At 72.2% G+C, this 15369-nt stretch carries 13 protein-coding genes; 8 read left to right on the forward strand and 5 right to left on the reverse strand.

What is annotated here, in order from left to right; all coding sequences use genetic code 11:
• Window positions 1–8: 8 nt before the first annotated feature.
• Entirely contained in the window at window positions 9–770 is a 762-nt protein-coding gene (locus tag HD593_RS42840) for a fumarylacetoacetate hydrolase family protein (RefSeq protein ID WP_185108291.1), read from the forward strand.
• 44 nt (window positions 771–814) lie between these two features.
• Window positions 815–1474 (forward strand): GntR family transcriptional regulator, encoded by a 660-nt coding sequence (locus HD593_RS42845; protein ID WP_185108293.1) that lies wholly within the window; start codon window positions 815–817, stop codon window positions 1472–1474.
• Here the strand turns inward: HD593_RS42845 and HD593_RS42850 are convergent.
• A complete protein-coding gene (locus HD593_RS42850) occupies window positions 1471–2799 on the reverse strand; it encodes an MFS transporter (protein ID WP_185108295.1) in 1329 nt (442 codons plus the stop codon). The genes HD593_RS42845 and HD593_RS42850 overlap by 4 nt on opposite strands.
• 137 nt (window positions 2800–2936) lie before the next feature.
• Between HD593_RS42850 and HD593_RS42855 the strand changes: the two genes are divergently transcribed.
• The gene (locus HD593_RS42855; RefSeq protein ID WP_185108297.1) at window positions 2937–3473 is read left to right on the forward strand and encodes a hypothetical protein; all 537 of its coding nucleotides are present in this window, start codon (window positions 2937–2939) and stop codon (window positions 3471–3473) included.
• On the opposite strand, the gene HD593_RS42860 is transcribed toward HD593_RS42855, so the two are convergent.
• A complete protein-coding gene (locus HD593_RS42860) occupies window positions 3463–4179 on the reverse strand; it encodes an IclR family transcriptional regulator (protein ID WP_185108299.1) in 717 nt (238 codons plus the stop codon). The genes HD593_RS42855 and HD593_RS42860 overlap by 11 nt on opposite strands.
• Before the next feature lie 88 nt (window positions 4180–4267).
• Between HD593_RS42860 and HD593_RS42865 the strand changes: the two genes are divergently transcribed.
• The 3 genes from HD593_RS42865 to HD593_RS42875 are packed head-to-tail and all read left to right on the forward strand — an operon-like array spanning window position 4268 to window position 9686.
• On the forward strand, window positions 4268–5407 hold the full coding sequence (locus HD593_RS42865; RefSeq protein ID WP_185108301.1) for a pyridoxal-phosphate-dependent aminotransferase family protein: 1140 nt from the start codon (window positions 4268–4270) through the stop codon (window positions 5405–5407).
• Window positions 5404–8172 (forward strand): FAD-binding and (Fe-S)-binding domain-containing protein, encoded by a 2769-nt coding sequence (locus HD593_RS42870; protein ID WP_312904127.1) that lies wholly within the window; start codon window positions 5404–5406, stop codon window positions 8170–8172. Before HD593_RS42865 ends, HD593_RS42870 begins: the two co-directional genes overlap by 4 nt.
• A gap of 26 nt (window positions 8173–8198) precedes the next feature.
• Entirely contained in the window at window positions 8199–9686 is a 1488-nt protein-coding gene (locus HD593_RS42875; protein ID WP_185108303.1) for an SLC13 family permease, read from the forward strand.
• Between the two features lie 31 nt (window positions 9687–9717).
• Here the strand turns inward: HD593_RS42875 and HD593_RS42880 are convergent, their stop codons facing one another.
• On the reverse strand, window positions 9718–10374 hold the full coding sequence (locus HD593_RS42880; protein ID WP_185108305.1) for an SAM-dependent methyltransferase: 657 nt from the start codon (window positions 10372–10374) through the stop codon (window positions 9718–9720).
• A gap of 64 nt (window positions 10375–10438) precedes the next feature.
• Window positions 10439–10840, reverse strand: coding sequence for a hypothetical protein (locus tag HD593_RS42885; protein WP_185108307.1), 402 nt, complete (start codon window positions 10838–10840; stop codon window positions 10439–10441).
• Window positions 10841–10973: 133 nt separating this feature from the next.
• Here HD593_RS42885 and HD593_RS42890 point away from each other — a divergent pair, with 133 nt between their 5' ends.
• Both HD593_RS42890 and HD593_RS42895 read left to right on the forward strand, forming a co-directional pair.
• Window positions 10974–11285, forward strand: coding sequence for an EthD family reductase (locus tag HD593_RS42890; protein ID WP_185108308.1), 312 nt, complete (start codon window positions 10974–10976; stop codon window positions 11283–11285).
• 205 nt (window positions 11286–11490) lie between these two features.
• Complete coding sequence (locus tag HD593_RS42895; RefSeq protein WP_221525273.1) at window positions 11491–14076, forward strand: NPCBM/NEW2 domain-containing protein; 2586 nt, start codon at window positions 11491–11493, stop codon at window positions 14074–14076.
• A gap of 197 nt (window positions 14077–14273) precedes the next feature.
• On the opposite strand, the gene HD593_RS42900 is transcribed toward HD593_RS42895, so the two are convergent.
• Entirely contained in the window at window positions 14274–15353 is a 1080-nt protein-coding gene (locus HD593_RS42900) for a hypothetical protein (protein ID WP_185108312.1), read from the reverse strand.
• Between the last annotated feature and the right edge of the window lie 16 nt (window positions 15354–15369).

Here is a 15369-nt window from a genome sequence, read left to right on the forward strand (position 1 = left end):
GGAGCGAGATGCGCATCATCAGGTACGACGACGCGGGCACGGCGCGGTGGGGGGTGATCGACGCCGGTGGAACGGTGCGGGCCGCCGCCGGAGACCCGTACACGGAGCTGGTCCCCGGCGACCCGGTGGGCGGCGACGTGCGGCTGCTCGCGCCCGTCACCCCGAGCAAGATCCTCTGCGTCGGCCGGAACTACGCCGACCACGCGGCCGAGTTCGGCAACCCCGTGCCGAAGGAGCCGCTGATCTTCCTCAAGCCGCCGTCGTCGATCGTCGGCCCCGGCGAGGCGGTCGTCTACCCGTCGCTGTCGGGGCGACTCGACCCCGAGGCGGAGCTGGTCGTGGTGATCGGCCGCGCGGGGCGGCGGGTGAAGGCCGAGGACGCGATGTCGGTGGTGTTCGGCTACACGATCGGCAACGACGTCACCGCCCGCGACATCCAGAAGAGCGACCCGCAGTGGACGCGCGGCAAGGGCTTCGACACCTTCTGCCCGCTCGGGCCGTGGGTGGACACCCAGTTCGACCCGTCGGACGTGCGCGTCACCTGCACGGTGAACGGCGAGCTGCGCCAGGACGGCCGTACCAGGGACTTCATCTTCGGCATCCCCGAGCTGATCGCGTACGTGTCGGCCTTCTCCACGCTGGAGCCGGGCGACGTCATCATGACCGGCACCCCGCCGGGGGTGCGTCCGGTGCAGCCGGGCGACACGATGACCGTCACGGTGGAGGGGCTGGGCGAGCTGAGCAATCCGGTGCTGGCGGAGGACGCCTGACCTCCCCGGACAGCCGCCGGTGAGCGCCGCTTATAGTGGCTTTCGTGACGACCGTCGTGCTCAAGCCCGGCCCGCCCGCGCGCACCGCGCACGCCTTCGTCTACGAAACGCTCCGGCGGGCGATCCTCGGCGGCGACCTGCCCCTCGGCTACCGGCTCGTCCAGGCCGACATCGCCGCCCAGCTCAAGGTGAGCATCACGCCGGTCCGGGAGGCCCTGCGCGACCTGGCGGGCGAGGGGCTGATCAGGATCGACGCCCACAAGGGCGCGATGCTGCGCGAGTTCGACCTGTCCGAGGTCAGGGAGATCTACGAGCTGCGCCGCATGCTGGAGCCCGTCTCGATCCGCAAGGCCGTGGAACGTATCACCGACGAGGAGATCGACCTGGCGGAGGGGCTGCGCATGCGGATGCGCGAGGAGCTCGACCCAGGCGAGTGGGTCGAGCTCAACCGCCGCTTCCACGCCGTCTTCAGCGATGCGGCCGGCTCGCCCCGGCTGTGCGCGATACTCAAGGGCCTGCGCGACGGCGCCGCCGTCTACGTGGGCCTGTCCCTGCGCGGGCACGAGCGGGCGCGCAGGGCCGAGGCCGACCGCGACCATCGCGAGCTGGTGACGGCGTTCAGGGGGCGGCGCGCCGAGGAGGCGGTGGAGATCGTCCTGCGCCACCTCGACGCGACCATGGCCGCCCTCGAACGGCTCGCCTAACCGGCCTTGGCCTGCGGATCGTCGTACTCGACCGCGTAGTCCTGCTGCGATCGGTCCTTCAGCAGGTACGCCGCCACGACGCTGATCGCGGCACAGATCGCCATGTAGATCGCGATGGCCATGGAGCTCTGGTACGTCGCGTACAGCCAGACCGCGATGAGCGGCGCCGGCCCGCCCGCCGTGATCGAGGCGAGCTGGTAGCCGAGCGAGGCGCCGCTGTAGCGCAGCCGCCCGGTGAAGCTCTCGGCGATGAACGTGGCCTGCGGGCCGTACTGGATGTCGTGGATGGGCGCGGCCAGCACGATGGCCAGGAACACCAGCGCGGGCACGCGGGTGTCGAGCAGCGGCCAGTAGACGAACGACCACGCCACCATGGACAGGGCGCCCACGATGTAGAGCCGCCTGCGCCCCACCAGGTCGGAGATGTAACCCCAGAACGGCACCGTGAACAGCGACACGATCCCGGCCACGATCACGTACGTGTAGACGTCGCTCGCCGCGAAGCCCAGCGTCCTGGTGGCGTAGGTGAGGATGAAGACCGTGAAGATGTAGAACGGCGCCTGCTGCCCGGTGCGCAGCAGCGCGCTGAGCACGATCTCCTTCCAGTTCATGACGAGGACCTGGCGCACGGGCACCCGCTCGACCTTGTTCTCCGCGACGACCTTGGCGAAGACCGGCGTCTCCAGGATGCCGAGCCTGATGTACAGGCCGATGGCCGCCATCACGACGCTGAGCAGGAACGGGATGCGCCATCCCCAGTACGGGTCCATCGGCTCGAACACCTGCAGGGCCAGGTAGCCGAGCACGAGCCCGACGGGCACGCCGAACTGCGGCCAGCTCCCGAGGAAGCCGCGCCGCCCGCCGCGCGACTTGCCCCACTCGGTGGCCAGCAGCACCGACCCGCCCCACTCGCCGCCGACGCTGATGCCCTGCAGCAGGCGCAGGAGGGTGAGCAGGATGCCGCCCCAGATGCCGATCTGCTCGTACGTGGGCACCAGGCCGACGAGGGCGGTGGCGATGCCCATGGTCATGAGGGTGATGATGAGGGTGGCCTTGCGGCCGATGCGGTCACCGTAGTGGCCGAAGATCGCCGCGCCGATGGGGCGGGCGGCGAAGCCGCCGAAGTAGGTGCCGAGGGCCAGCAGGAGACCCGTCGTCTGGTCGCTGGTGGGGAAGAACAGCTCCGCGAAGATGGTGCTGGCGGCGAAGCCGTAGAGGAAGAAGTCGTACCACTCGATCGAGGTGCCCACTGCGGAGGCGACCACCGCGCGGACCAGTTGCCGTCGTTTCTGCTGACCTGTCGCGTCGAGTCCTTGCTCAACCATCTACCGCTCCTGGGGTAGGTCACGCGTTAACGGTGACGGTACATGATGCATCATCGATGGTCACCAGGCTGAAAGCGCTGGTTCGGGGCGGTGTTCGGGGGTATTGGAACGACTACGGTCCGGAGGGAGAAGCTGACGTGATGCGTCCAATCGCCGCCGTCGTGGCGGTCGTGGCCCTGGCGGTCAGCGGCTGCGCGATCGCCGGCTTCGACGAGGCCAACCGGGTTCCGCAGAACGACGGAGCCAACGCCAACGTGGGCGACAGCCTGAGCCTGCGCAACATCTTCCTCCTGGGCGGCACCGACTCGGCCTCGCCGCCCGCGCAGCAGGCGCTGTTCGGGGTGATCGTCAACGACGCCCAGCGGCCCGACCAGCTCGAACGGATCACCATGGAGGGCGGCGGCACCGTGCAGCTCGCCGGGCAGCCCCTCGCGCTGCCGCCCGACCAGGCCGTCGGCACCGGCAACAAGCCGATCGGCACGGCCACCGGGGTGCGCGGCAACGTGGTGCCGATGACGTTCACGTTCCGCGAGGCCAAGCCGGTGCGCCTGATGGTGCCGGTGAAGACGCGGACGGGACACTTCGCCAACCTGCCGTCCGCTCCGGCGGGCCCGCCGGCGTCGGCGCCGCCGGTCACCGCGCCGCCCACCGGCTCACCCAGCCCTACGGGCTGACGAGATCCTGGCCCAGCGTCCTGGCGGCCCGCGTGACGAGCTTGCCGTACTCCGCGCGCAGTTCCTCCGTCATGCGGCTGGCCGGGGTGGAGACGCTGAGGCTGGCGATCGGGCCGGCGGGGCCGAGGACCGCGGCGGCGACGGCGGCGATGTCGGCGCGCCATTCGCCGCGGTTGTCGGCGTATCCGCGCTGGAGCACGGCGTCCAGCTCGGCACGGAGCGCGCGCGGGTCGGTGATCGTGGTGGCGGTGTAGCCGGGCAGCTCGCCGAGCGGCCGGTCGAGGTGGGCCAGCACGGCCTTGCCGTTGGCGGAGGCGTGCAGCGGCAGCCGGATGCCCAGCGGCAGCACGATGCGCAGCGGCTTGTCGGTCTCCAGCCGCTCGATCAGCACGACCGCGTCGCCCTCGGGCACCATCAGGTGGATCGTCTCGCCGGTGGCCTGGCGCAGCTCCTCCATGACCGGTACGGCCGCGTCCCGCAGCCCCAGCTCGGTGCGGCGGGCCACCTGGAGTGCCTTGCTGGTGACCTGCCAGCGCGTGACCTCGCCCCCGGCCGGCCTGATCCACCCGGCCTCGTGCAGCGTCCTCAGCGACCGCTGCACGGTGCTCTTGGGCAGGCCGAGCCCGCGTGCCAGCTCGCCGACGCCGATGGGCTGCCGGTCGGCGACCTCTTCGAGCACACGGAGGGCGTTGATCACGTTCTGCATGCATTGACTCCTCTGCGGACCGATTTTAATGTTAATGAACCGCACAGCGGCACGCCGTGCCGTGTGATGGCACGGAGGTGGTCAGACAGTGGGCCGGCACTTCTTGCAGATTCCCGGGCCGACGAACGTTCCCGATCGGGTGCTGCGGGCCATCGCCCAGCCGACGATCGACCACCGGGGGCCCGCGTTCGCCCGGCTCGCGAGCGAGCTGCTCGAACGGCTGAAGACCGTGTTCAAGACCGCCGGGCCCGTGGTCGTCTACCCGTCGTCGGGCACGGGCGCGTGGGAGGCGGCGCTGGTCAACACGCTGTCGCCGGGTGACAGGGTGGTGGCGTTCGAGACCGGGCACTTCTCCTCGCTGTGGTGCGAGCTGGCCACCAGGCTGGGGCTGGTCGTGGACGTCGTGCCGGGCGACTGGCGGCACGGCGCCGACCCGGACGCGCTGGCCGGCCGCCTCACCCCCGACGTCGCCGCCGTCATGGTGGTGCACAACGAGACCTCGACCGGCGTGCGCAGCCGCGTCCCCGAGATCCGCGCAGCCCTCGACCGGGCCGGGCACCCGGCGCTGCTGCTGGTGGACACGATCTCGTCGCTGGGCTCGATGGACCACCGCCACGACGAGTGGGGCGTGGACGTCACCGTCGGCTGCTCGCAGAAGGGCCTGATGTTGCCGCCCGGCATGGGGTTCAACGCGGTCAGCGCGAAGGCCCTGGCCCACCGGGGGCGGCTGCCCCGGTCGTACTGGGACTGGGAGCCGATCATCGCGGCCAACCGGCAGGGCTTCTTCCCGTACACCCCGCCCACCAACCTCCTGTACGGCCTGCGCGAAGCGCTGATCATGCTGGAGGAGGAGGGCCTGGACGCGGTCTTCGCCCGGCACGACCGGCACGCCGAGGCGACCAGGCGGGCCGTGCACGGCTGGGGGCTGGAGGTGCTCTGCGCCGACGAGCGCGAGCACTCCAGCTCGCTGACCGCCGTGCTGATGCCCGACGGGCACGACGCCGACGCGGTCAGGCGGCTGATCCTGGAGCGGTACGACATGTCGCTCGGCACCGGCCTCGGCCGCCTCGCGGGCAAGGTCTTCCGCATCGGGCATCTCGGCCATTTCAACGATCTGATGCTCGCGGGCACGCTGAGCGGCGTCGAGATGGGGCTGTCGGCGGCCGGGGTGCCGATCAAGGAGGGCGGGGCGCGGGCCGCGCTGGCGTACCTGGAGGGGGCCCGGTGAGCCTGGCCCGCACGCTGGCCCCGCTGATCGCCGGCGACGTCCGGGACGACCCCTACACCAGGCACCTCTACTCCTCCGACGCCAGCATGTACGCCATCGAGCCGCTCGCCGTCGCCTTCCCCCGGCACGCCGAGGACGTGCAGGCGCTCGTGCTGGCGTGCGGCGAGCTGGGCGTGCCGGTGCTGCCGCGCGGAGCGGGCACCAGCCTGGCCGGCCAGACCGTCGGCGCGGCCGTCGTCGTGGACTTCTCCCGGCACATGAACACCATCCTGGAGCTCGACGGCAGGACCGCCCGGGTGCAGCCCGGCGTCGTACAGGACCAGCTCAACCGGGCGGCCCGCAAGCACGGGCTGATGTTCGGGCCCGACACCTCCACCAGCAACCGGGCCACGATCGGCGGGATGATCGGCAACAACTCGGCCGGCAGCCACTCCATCCTGTACGGCTCCACGATCGACCACGTCCAGGCGCTGCGCGTGGTGCTGGCCGACGCCACCACGCCCGACCTGGCCACCGACCCCCGGCTCAACGCGGCGGTCGCGGACATCCTGGGCGGGCTCGACCTGTCGGGCTTCCCCCGCTTCTGGCGCCACTCGGGCGGCTACCGCCTCGACGCCGCCGCGCAGGGGGACCTCACCAAGCTGATCGTCGGCTCGGAAGGCACGCTGGCCGTGGTCACCGAGGCCACGGTCGGGCTGGTCGACCTGCCGAAGGCCAAGGCCATCGCCGTCGGCCACTTCACCTCCACCCCGGCCGCCATCGCCGCCACCGCCGACGCGCTCGCCTTCGAGGCCGCCTCGGTCGAGCTGCTCGACAAGGCGATCCTCGACCTGTCCAGGCAGCGCGTGGACTACGCCGGGCTCGGCGACGTCCTGGCGGGCGACCCGGAGGCGCTGCTGTTCGTGGAGTTCTTCGGCGACACCCCGGCCGAGGTGGCCGACCGGGTGGACAAGCTGGCCGCGATCTGGAAGTCGAACGGCCACGGCTACCACACGCTGCGGGCCGTCACCGCGCAGCAGCAGGCGGCCGTGCTGAAGGTGCGCAAGGCCGGGCTCGGCCTGCTGATGGCCTCCAGCGTGGGCAGCCGCAGGCCGCTCGCGTTCGTCGAGGACACGGCCGTGCCGCCTGACCGGCTGCTGCCGTACGTCGAGGAGTTCGCCGGGATCCTCGACCGCCACGGGCTGCGGGCCGGCTTCTACGGCCACTGCTCGGTCGGCTGCCTGCACGTACGGCCGTTCGTGGACCTGCGGCAGCCCGGCGAGATCGGCAGGATGCGGGCCGTGGCCGAGGAGATCGCCGACCTGGCCGCCCGGCACGGCGGCGTGAACTCCAGCGAGCACGGCGACGGGCTGGCGCGCTCCGAGTTCAACCGGCACCTGTTCGGCGACGCGATCTACGAGGCGATGCGGCAGGTCAAGCACCTCTTCGACCCGCACAACCGGCTGAACCCCGGCAAGATCGTGGACGCTCCGCCGATGACCGAGCACCTGCGCGACCCGGCCATGCCCGCGCCGCGCCCGCTGCCCACGACCCTGTCGTTCGGGACGGGCGGCATGCACGAAGCCGCTGACCGGTGCATGAACATCGGCGTGTGCCGCAAGGACGACACGGGCGTCATGTGCCCGTCGTACATGGCCACCCGCGAGGAGGAGCACTCCACCCGCGGCCGGGCCAACGCCCTGGTCAAGGCGCTGTCGTCGCCCGATCCGCGGCTGGCGCTGGGCGAGGAGCGGCTGCACGGCATCCTGGACCTCTGCCTGGAGTGCAAGGCGTGCCAGTCGGAGTGCCCGCTCGGGGTCGACATGGCGGCGATGAAGAGCGAGTTCCTCCACCAGTACCAGCAGCAGCACGGCGTGCCGCTGCGGGCGCGGGCGTTCGGCACGATCAGGACGCTCAACCGGCTCGGCTCGGCCACCGCGCCGCTGTCGAACTGGCTGGCCGGCGCCGCCCGTGGCCCGCTCGGCCTGAGCCGGCGGCGCCCGCTGCCCCGCTTCCACCGCGACAACCTGCTGCGCTGGTACGCCCGCAGGCCCGTCAAGGAGGCCCGCCGGGAGGTGATCCTGCTCGCGGACTCGTTCACCACCTACACCGAGCCCGCGATCGGGCGCGCCGCCATCGAGCTGCTGGAGCACGCCGGCTACCGGGTACGCCTGGCCGCCGAGGGCTGCTGCGGCCGCTCCAGCATCTCCAAGGGCCTGCTCGACCGGGCCCGGGCGATGGCCGAAGACCTGGTCGCCCGCCTGTCGGGCTCCGACGCGCCGATCGTCGGCCTGGAACCGTCCTGCCTGCTGACGCTCAAGGACGAGTACGCCGCGCTGCTGCCCGGCGACCCGCGGGTGGCGGCCGTGGCGGCCCGCGCCAGGCTCGTCCCCGAGCTGCTGTCCGAGGCCATCGACGACGGCTCGCTGGTGCTGGGGGACGCGCTGCGCGGGCGCCGGATCCTCCTGCACGGCCACTGCCACGAGAAGGCCGTCACCGGCACCGCCGCCACGCGCGCGCTGCTGTCCAGGATCCCGGGAGCGGAGGTGACGGAGCTCGACGCCGGCTGCTGCGGCATGGCCGGATCGTTCGGCTTCGAGGCCGAGCACTACGACCTGTCCATGAAGATCGGCGCTCTCCGGCTCTTCCCGGCGATCGCCGCATCCTCACCCGACACGCTGCTCGCGGCCACGGGGGTCTCCTGCCGCCAGCAGATCGCACACGGGGCGGGACGCGCCGCCTGCCATCCGGTCGAGCTCATCCACTGGGCGGCCGGCCTGCCATAACGCCTCGGGGGAGATCGGAGTACGCAGTGTCCGCAGAGCTCCTGTCCATTCTCGCCCTCATCGCCATGTTCGTCGTGGCCACGATCTTCCCCGTGAACCTCGGGGCGCTGGCCCTCGTCGGCGCCTTCCTGGTCGGCACGCTGGCCGCCGGCATGGAGACCGACGCCATCCTGGACGCGTTCCCCGGCAGCCTGTTCGTGATCCTGGTCGGGGTGACGCTGCTGTTCGCGATCGCCACCAACAACGGGACCGTGGACTGGCTCGTCCGCGCCGCCGTGCATCTCGTACGGGGGCGGCTGGCCGCGATCCCGCTGGTCGTGTTCGTCATCTCGGCGCTGCTGACGGCCGTGGGCGCGCCCGCGCCCGCCGTGGCGGCGATCCTGGCGCCGATCGCGTTCGGCTTCGCGGCCGACTACCGGATCCATCCGATGCTGATCGGGCTCATGGTGGCGCACGGGACGCAGGCGGGCGCGTTCTCGCCGATCAGCGTGCTGGGCGGCATCGTGAACGGGGTCACCGGCGAGGCGAACCTGCCCGGGAACAACCTGGTGCTGTTCCTGTCGAGCTTCGCCTTCAACGCCGCCGCGGCCGTGGCCGTCTTCTTCGTCTTCGGCGGCCGCCACCTCGTGGGCCGCGACGCCCTGCGCCCGGCAGCACCCGGCAACAGCCCCTCCGGCGCCGCCGCGCCGGACAACGGTGTGCCTTCCGAAGAGCCCGCGCCCGCCTCGGCGCCGCCGCCCACCTCAGCCCCGTCGCCCGCCGCGACCGCGAGCGCCGCGCGGGGCGGCACCGCGACCGCAACCGGCGACGGGAGCGAGGGCACCACGGCGACCGTTCCCGGCGGCGAGGGCGGGGTCGCGACGGAGGCCGCGTCCGGCACCGCGTCCGGCACCGCGTCCGGCGGCAGCCTGCGGCTCACCCCGCACCAGGCCCTCACGCTGACCGGCATCCTCGCGCTCTGCCTGGCCGTCCTGGCCTTCAAGCTGGACGTCGGCCTGACCGCCGTCACCGTGGCCGTCGTCCTCATGCTCACCTCCCCCAAGTCGAACAAGGGCGCCGTGGAGAAGGTGGCCTGGCCGACCGTGCTGCTGATCTGCGGCGTCGTCACGTACGTGGGCGTGCTGCAGGAGATCGGCACCGTCGACTACGTCGGCTCCGCGGTGGCCGCGATCGGCATCCCGCTGCTGGTGGCGCTGCTCATCTGCTACGTGGGCGGCGTCGTGTCGGCGTTCGCCTCGACCGTGGGCATCCTGGGCGCGCTGGTGCCGCTCGCCGTGCCACTGCTGTCGCAGGGCACGCTGGGCCCGATCGCGATGATCGCGGCCCTGTCGGTGTCGTCGGCGATCGTGGACGTCAGCCCGTTCTCGACGACGGGGGCGCTGCTGGTGGCCAACGTCAGGGGCATGCAGCGCGACGACTTCTACCGCAGGCTGCTGGCCTACGGCGGCGTGATCGTGCTGGTGGGCCCGCTGGCGGCGTGGGCCGTCCTGGTCGTCCCCGGCTGGCTCGGCTAGCCGGCCGGCGGGAGTGGCGGGGCCGGCGAGGTCAGGGCTTGCGGGCCACGCCGCCCAGCCACCACGAGGTGCCCTCCCCTGCCGTGCCACGCCACTGCCCCACCCCGACCAGGCCGGGCTCCACCAGTTCCAGCCCCTCGAACAGGGCCTCGACCGCCTCGCGGGAGCGGAAGTGCAGGCCGCCGCCGTACAGGGCCCGGGTCTTGGCGATGCGCGGGTCGTCCGGCACGCCGCCGTCGGACAGGTGGGTGATCACGACGTGGCTGCCGGAGGGCAGCCGGTCGAGCAGCCGCCGCACGAGGCCGGCCGGGTCGTCCGAGTCCGGCACGAAGTGCAGGATCGCGATGAGGATCACCGCGACCGGCCGGCCGGGATCGATCAGCCCGGCCAGCTCGGGAGCCTCCAGGATCGCCTCGGGCTCGCGGGCGTCCCCCTGGACGACGGCCGTGCCGCGGCGCCCGCCCAGCAACGCGCGCGAGTGCACGAGCACGATCGGGTCGTTGTCCACGTACGCGACCCTGGCGTCCGGGTCGATGAGCTGCGCGACCTCGTGGACGGGACGCTCGGCGGGGATCCCGGCGCCGATGTCGACGAACTGCCGGACGCCCGCGTCGCCCGCCAGGTACTCGACGGCGCGGATCAGGAACTCGCGGTTCTCCATGGCCGCGGCGCGCACCTCGGGCGCCATCGAGGGTCACGTTTCCGGCAGGCACGGATCCGCCCCTGACCGCCTTCGGCCAGGATCGGTGACCTCAGCGCTCGTTGATGTGCATGTCCCCGGCCGCCTGGTAGATCCGGCCCTGGTCGCGCGCCTCCGCCTTCATCACGATGGAGCCGGCGCGGGCCTGCTCGGCCGCCGCCGGCGCGGGGCGCAGCACCTCGTCCAGCACCCGCTGGATCTCCACGGCCATCGCCGGGTCCGCGCGCAGCAGCGCCTGCAGCCTGAGCTGCCAGGGCCCGGCCAGCGCCCGCTCGGTGTCCTCGTCGCCGTCCGCGCGGGCCTCCAGCACCTGTCCGCGTACGAGCTCCAGCTCCGCCCCGACGGCCTCGGCCTCCGCGGGGCTGGCCCGCCGCCAGAGTGACGGCGCGCCGTCACGCGCGGCCTGCCAGCCGCCGGTGGCCATGGCGGCCACCAGGGCCTTGCCCGTCGCCACGACGATGCGATCCGTGCGAGCCCTCCCTCGAACGCGTTCCTGCGTTCACCGTAGAACGCGAACCGCCCCTACCGCACCGGCCGGGGCAGAGGTTTGATCAGAGGGCACATCCCATCTGCCTCCGGAGGCGACAGTGGCTTTCCAGCTCATCGTGCTCTACAACCAGCCGGACAGCGCCGCGGCGTTCGACAAGCACTACGACGAGACGCATGCCCCGCTCGCGGCCCGCATGCCTGGCTTGCGCTCGTACACGACCATGCGGCCGGCCGCCGCCGGGGGCGAGCAGCCGCCGTACCACCTCGTCGCCGTGCTGACCTTCGACGACCAGCAGGCGTTCGAGGCCGCCGCGGCCAGCGAGGAGGGGCAGGCGGCGGTCGCCGACCTGGCGAACTTCGCCGGGAAGGGCGCCACGCTGCTCACCGGGCCCGCGGGCGCGGTGGTCTGAGCCGCGCGGGCTGGGCGGGCAGCCGCCGCTTAACCGATTCATAGCGTACGGCTCCGTAACCCTCGGCGATCCGCCCAGCTCGCATCCATCGAAATGGTTCGACAACACCGCAAGCCCTTAATGAACCAGTTAATCCACATATTGACGCCCCTCACCCGCGTCTATAGCGTCCACAGTCGCTGACCGCATGTCACCCTGGAGGCGCATGATGCGGAATCGGGGACGGCCCGTCGCGGCCCTCGTCTCATCCCTGGCGCTCTGCTGGTCGTTCCTCGCCCCGCCCGCCGCCCAGGCGGCGCCCCCTCCCCCGCCGCTCGCGGCCACGCCGCCCATGGGGTTCAACAACTGGAACGCGTTCGGCTGCGACGTCAACGAGACCCTGATCAAGGAGACGGCCGACGCCTTCGTCTCCACCGGGCTCAAGGACGCCGGCTACCGGTACGTCAACATCGACGACTGCTGGTCGCTGCGGGAACGCGGCCCGGACGGCAGGCTCGTGCCGGACCCGGCGAAGTTCCCGAACGGCATCAAGGGGGTGGCCAACTACGTCCACGGCAAGGGACTCAAGCTCGGCATCTACGGCGACGCCGGCACCAAGACCTGCGCCGGCTACCCCGGCAGCCTCGGCCACGAGGAGCTCGACGCCCGGACCTGGGCGGACTGGGGCGTCGACTACCTGAAGTACGACAACTGCAACAACCAGTCGGACGGGTCGCAGGAGGACTACATCCGGCGCTACACCGCCATGCGCCAGGCGCTCGACCGGACCGGGCGTTCGATCGTGTACTCCATCTGCGAGTGGGGCACCTCGCGGCCGTGGACGTGGGCGAAGGGCATCGGCCACCTGTGGCGTACGACGGGGGACATCAGCGACAACTGGGCCAGCCTGCGCTCCATCATCCGGCAGAACGCGCCGCTGGCCCCGTACGCCGGGCCAGGCCACTGGAACGACCCCGACATGATGGAGATCGGCAACGGCGGGATGACGGCCACCGAGTACCGCACCCACATGAGCATGTGGGCCATGATGGCCGCCCCGCTGATCATCGGCACCGACCTGCGCACGGCCTCCGCCGAGACGCTGGCGATCCTGGGCAACAGGGAGCTCATCGCCATCGACCAGGACCGGCTCGGCGTGCAGGGCGCGGTCGTCTCGGACGAGAACGGGCTCATGGTGCTGGACAAGCCCCTCGCGAACGGTGATCGTGCCATCGCCCTGTACAACTCCACCGACACGCTGGCCACGGTGAGCGTCACGACGGGCGAGACCGGGTTGCGGGACGCGGGGGCGTACCGGCTGACGGACGTCTGGACCGGCGCCACGACCCAGGTCAAGTCCACGATCTCGGCGGCCGTGCCGGCGCACGGCACCGTGGTCTACCGCGTACGTCCCCTCCGCGACCCCACCGCCGTCGCCCCGGCGGTCGCCCTCGGCGCCAACCTCGCCACCCTCGTCCCCGGCCCTGCCGGGGGCGACAGCACCCCGACGACCGCTGTACCCCAGCCCACCGATGGGGGCGCGCCTGTGGCAGCCGTACCCGACCCGACCGGCGGCGGCACCCCGACGACGACCGGACCGGACCCCACCGCCGGCGGCACGCTGACGACGGCCGTGACCAATCGCGGTGTCGGCACGCTTCGCGACGTGGCCGTGACGGCGGACGTGCCGGAGGGCTGGACGGCCACCCCGGTCACCCCGGCGCGGCGCTCCCGGCTGGCCACGGACGCCACGCTGGAGACCCGCTGGCGGATCGACGTCCCGGCGAGCACCCCCGCGGGCCGCTACCCGATCGACCTCACCGCCTCCTACAGGTGGGGCCCCAGGCACCGCCCGGCCACCACCTCCAGCCAGGTCATCGCCACGGTCGTCACCGCCCCCGAGGACGGCCGCCGGCACCTGAGCACGATCTCCCCCGTCACCTCGGTCAACGCGACCGGCCCCCTGGAGCCCGACCAGAGCAACGGCGGCGCCCTGGAGAACGACGGCAACCTCATCACCATCGGCGGCCAGGTCCACACCCGCGGCCTGGGCACCACGACCGGCAGCGAGCTGCTCTACTACCTCGGCGGCCGCTGCTCGCGACTCGTGACCGACGTCGGCATCGACGACGAGGCCCCGGGCGGCCCCGCCACCTTCACCGTGTACGCCGACGACGCCGTGGCGGCGGCCAGCGGCCCGGTCACCTCAGGCGAGGCCCCGAAGCCCCTCACCGCCGACCTGACCGGCACGGCCTGGCTGCGCCTGGTAGCGGAGTCCGAGACGACCGGAACGCACGCCGACTGGGCGTCACCCGTACTGACCTGCGGCGACGTCCCGGACGACAGCCCGGTCCTGCCGGAGTCGCGAACCCTGTTCTCCTTCGAGTCCGGCACCGAGGACTTCACCATCGCCAACCCGGGCGACGGCGGCACCGTGGCACAGTCCCCCCTCTTCCACACCGAGGGCACGAACGGCCTCAAGGTGTCCACCCCGGTCGCCGGCAACTGGTTCGGCAGGCCCCTGGCCACGCCGCTCGACCTGACCGGCGCGACGATGCTCAAGTTCGACCTCAAGGCCGGTGACGCCGGCACCGTCGGCGAGATCGCCGTCCAGGTCGGCGAGGCCTTCTCCTGGTGCCAGGGTGGCCTGTGGACCTGGACGAACGCGCACTCCAGCAGGACGATCACCGAACGGTTCGACCAGATCAGCTGCCCCACCGGCATCACCCTCGACCGGAGCGACATCCGCGCGGTGTGGGTGTTCCTCAACACCGGAGGCGAGGTGTTCATCGACAACATCAGGGCCGAATGACCTGGCTCCGGCAGCCTCAGCGGGCCTCGACGGCCACGGCAGGGGGCCGAGCCGGAAGACGACCTGGTGGTTCGCCCGCCTGCCGCCAGGTCGCCCGCCTGCCGTGCGGCGCGCCGCTGCGGCCGGGCCGCCCGGCCGCAGCGGCGGTGCCGGACACCGTCGGCGTGGACGGCCTGAACGCGCGCGGAGGGGGTCGCTCACCCGCCCAGTTCCAGCCGGATCGTGGACGACTCCTGGAGGATGATCACGGTCCCCTCCCGTGGCCGCCAGTCCTCCGCGACCAGGAAGTACCCCTTGCCGGTGTGCAGGAGCAGGCGCAGGCCCGTGTACCGGTAGCGGTAGTCGTCCTTGCCGGTGGAGCCGGGCAGGGTCGTCTCCTTGCCTGCCGCGAGGTTCAGGCGCTGGGTGCTGTAGACGCGTACCGTCGCCAGCTTGTCGACCTCGGTGTTCTCGGCCAGGGAGACGCCTAGGACGGTGGCGTGGTTCTGCGCGCCGTAGAACAGGGACACGCAGACGATGATCGCGGTGAAGGCGTAACGCAGGGGCATGCTCGTGCGTGGCCGCCGGCCGGGCATGGTGGAGCGCAGGTGCGTGCCGTACAGGGTGAGCAGGGCACCCACGCCGATGCTGAACGGGAACACCAGGAACGTGATCTCGAGCAGGACCTGGAGGAAGCTCAGGGCCCAGAAGGTGAGGGGCAGCACCAACCAGGCCCAGGACATGAAGCGTAAGGAGTAGGTGACGACGCGACCGGCACCCGCGGCCTGGCCTTCCGCGGCTCCGGCTGCACGCACGCGGGGTGCCAGGAAGTGGTCGAGCTGCAGCCACGCCAGCCCGCCGATGGCGACGACCAGCAGCAGCGCCAGCACCGGGCCGACGCTCCGCAGCACGTAGTCCGTGGTGGTCATGCCCAGGACGCTGTCGTCGATGCCCAGCTCCAGGGCCTGGACCTCGCTGCGCTGCCAGCCGAAGTACACGAGCAGGCCGGTCAGGACGGTCACGTTGGCCAGCACGCCGACAGCCCAGCGCAGCAACGGGTGCCCGGCGGGCCCGTCGCCCTCGCCCTCCCCACCCGCCAACGAGTCCTCCCCGCCCGCCGGCAAGCCCTCCTCACCCGCCAACGGGTCACGCTCGGGCGCCGCCCCGGCCGGCGGGTGGGCGGCGGCTGTCCCCGTCACCCTGCCCCGGTCATCGGCGCGGACCGAGGCCGATGGCTCCCCGGGAGGCCCCGGCCGGGTGGGCCTGCTCCCGATCTCCACGGTCGGCTCGCCGCTCACGCACTCACCCCCACGG

Origin of the sequence: Nonomuraea rubra, from assembly GCF_014207985.1 — a bacterium.
Taxonomy (GTDB): domain Bacteria; phylum Actinomycetota; class Actinomycetes; order Streptosporangiales; family Streptosporangiaceae; genus Nonomuraea; species Nonomuraea rubra.

What these genes read in the sequence shown, in the direction of transcription:
- HD593_RS42840 (WP_185108291.1), top strand. Translation starts at nt 9, where the DNA reads ATGCGCATCATCAGGTACGACGACGCGGGCACGGCGCGGTGGGGGGTG.
- HD593_RS42850 (WP_185108295.1), bottom strand. Translation starts at nt 2,799, where the DNA reads ATGGTTGAGCAAGGACTCGACGCGACAGGTCAGCAGAAACGACGGCAA.
- HD593_RS42860 (WP_185108299.1), bottom strand. Translation starts at nt 4,179, where the DNA reads ATGCAGAACGTGATCAACGCCCTCCGTGTGCTCGAAGAGGTCGCCGAC.
- HD593_RS42880 (WP_185108305.1), bottom strand. Translation starts at nt 10,374, where the DNA reads ATGGCGCCCGAGGTGCGCGCCGCGGCCATGGAGAACCGCGAGTTCCTG.
- HD593_RS42895 (WP_221525273.1), top strand. Translation starts at nt 11,491, where the DNA reads ATGATGCGGAATCGGGGACGGCCCGTCGCGGCCCTCGTCTCATCCCTG.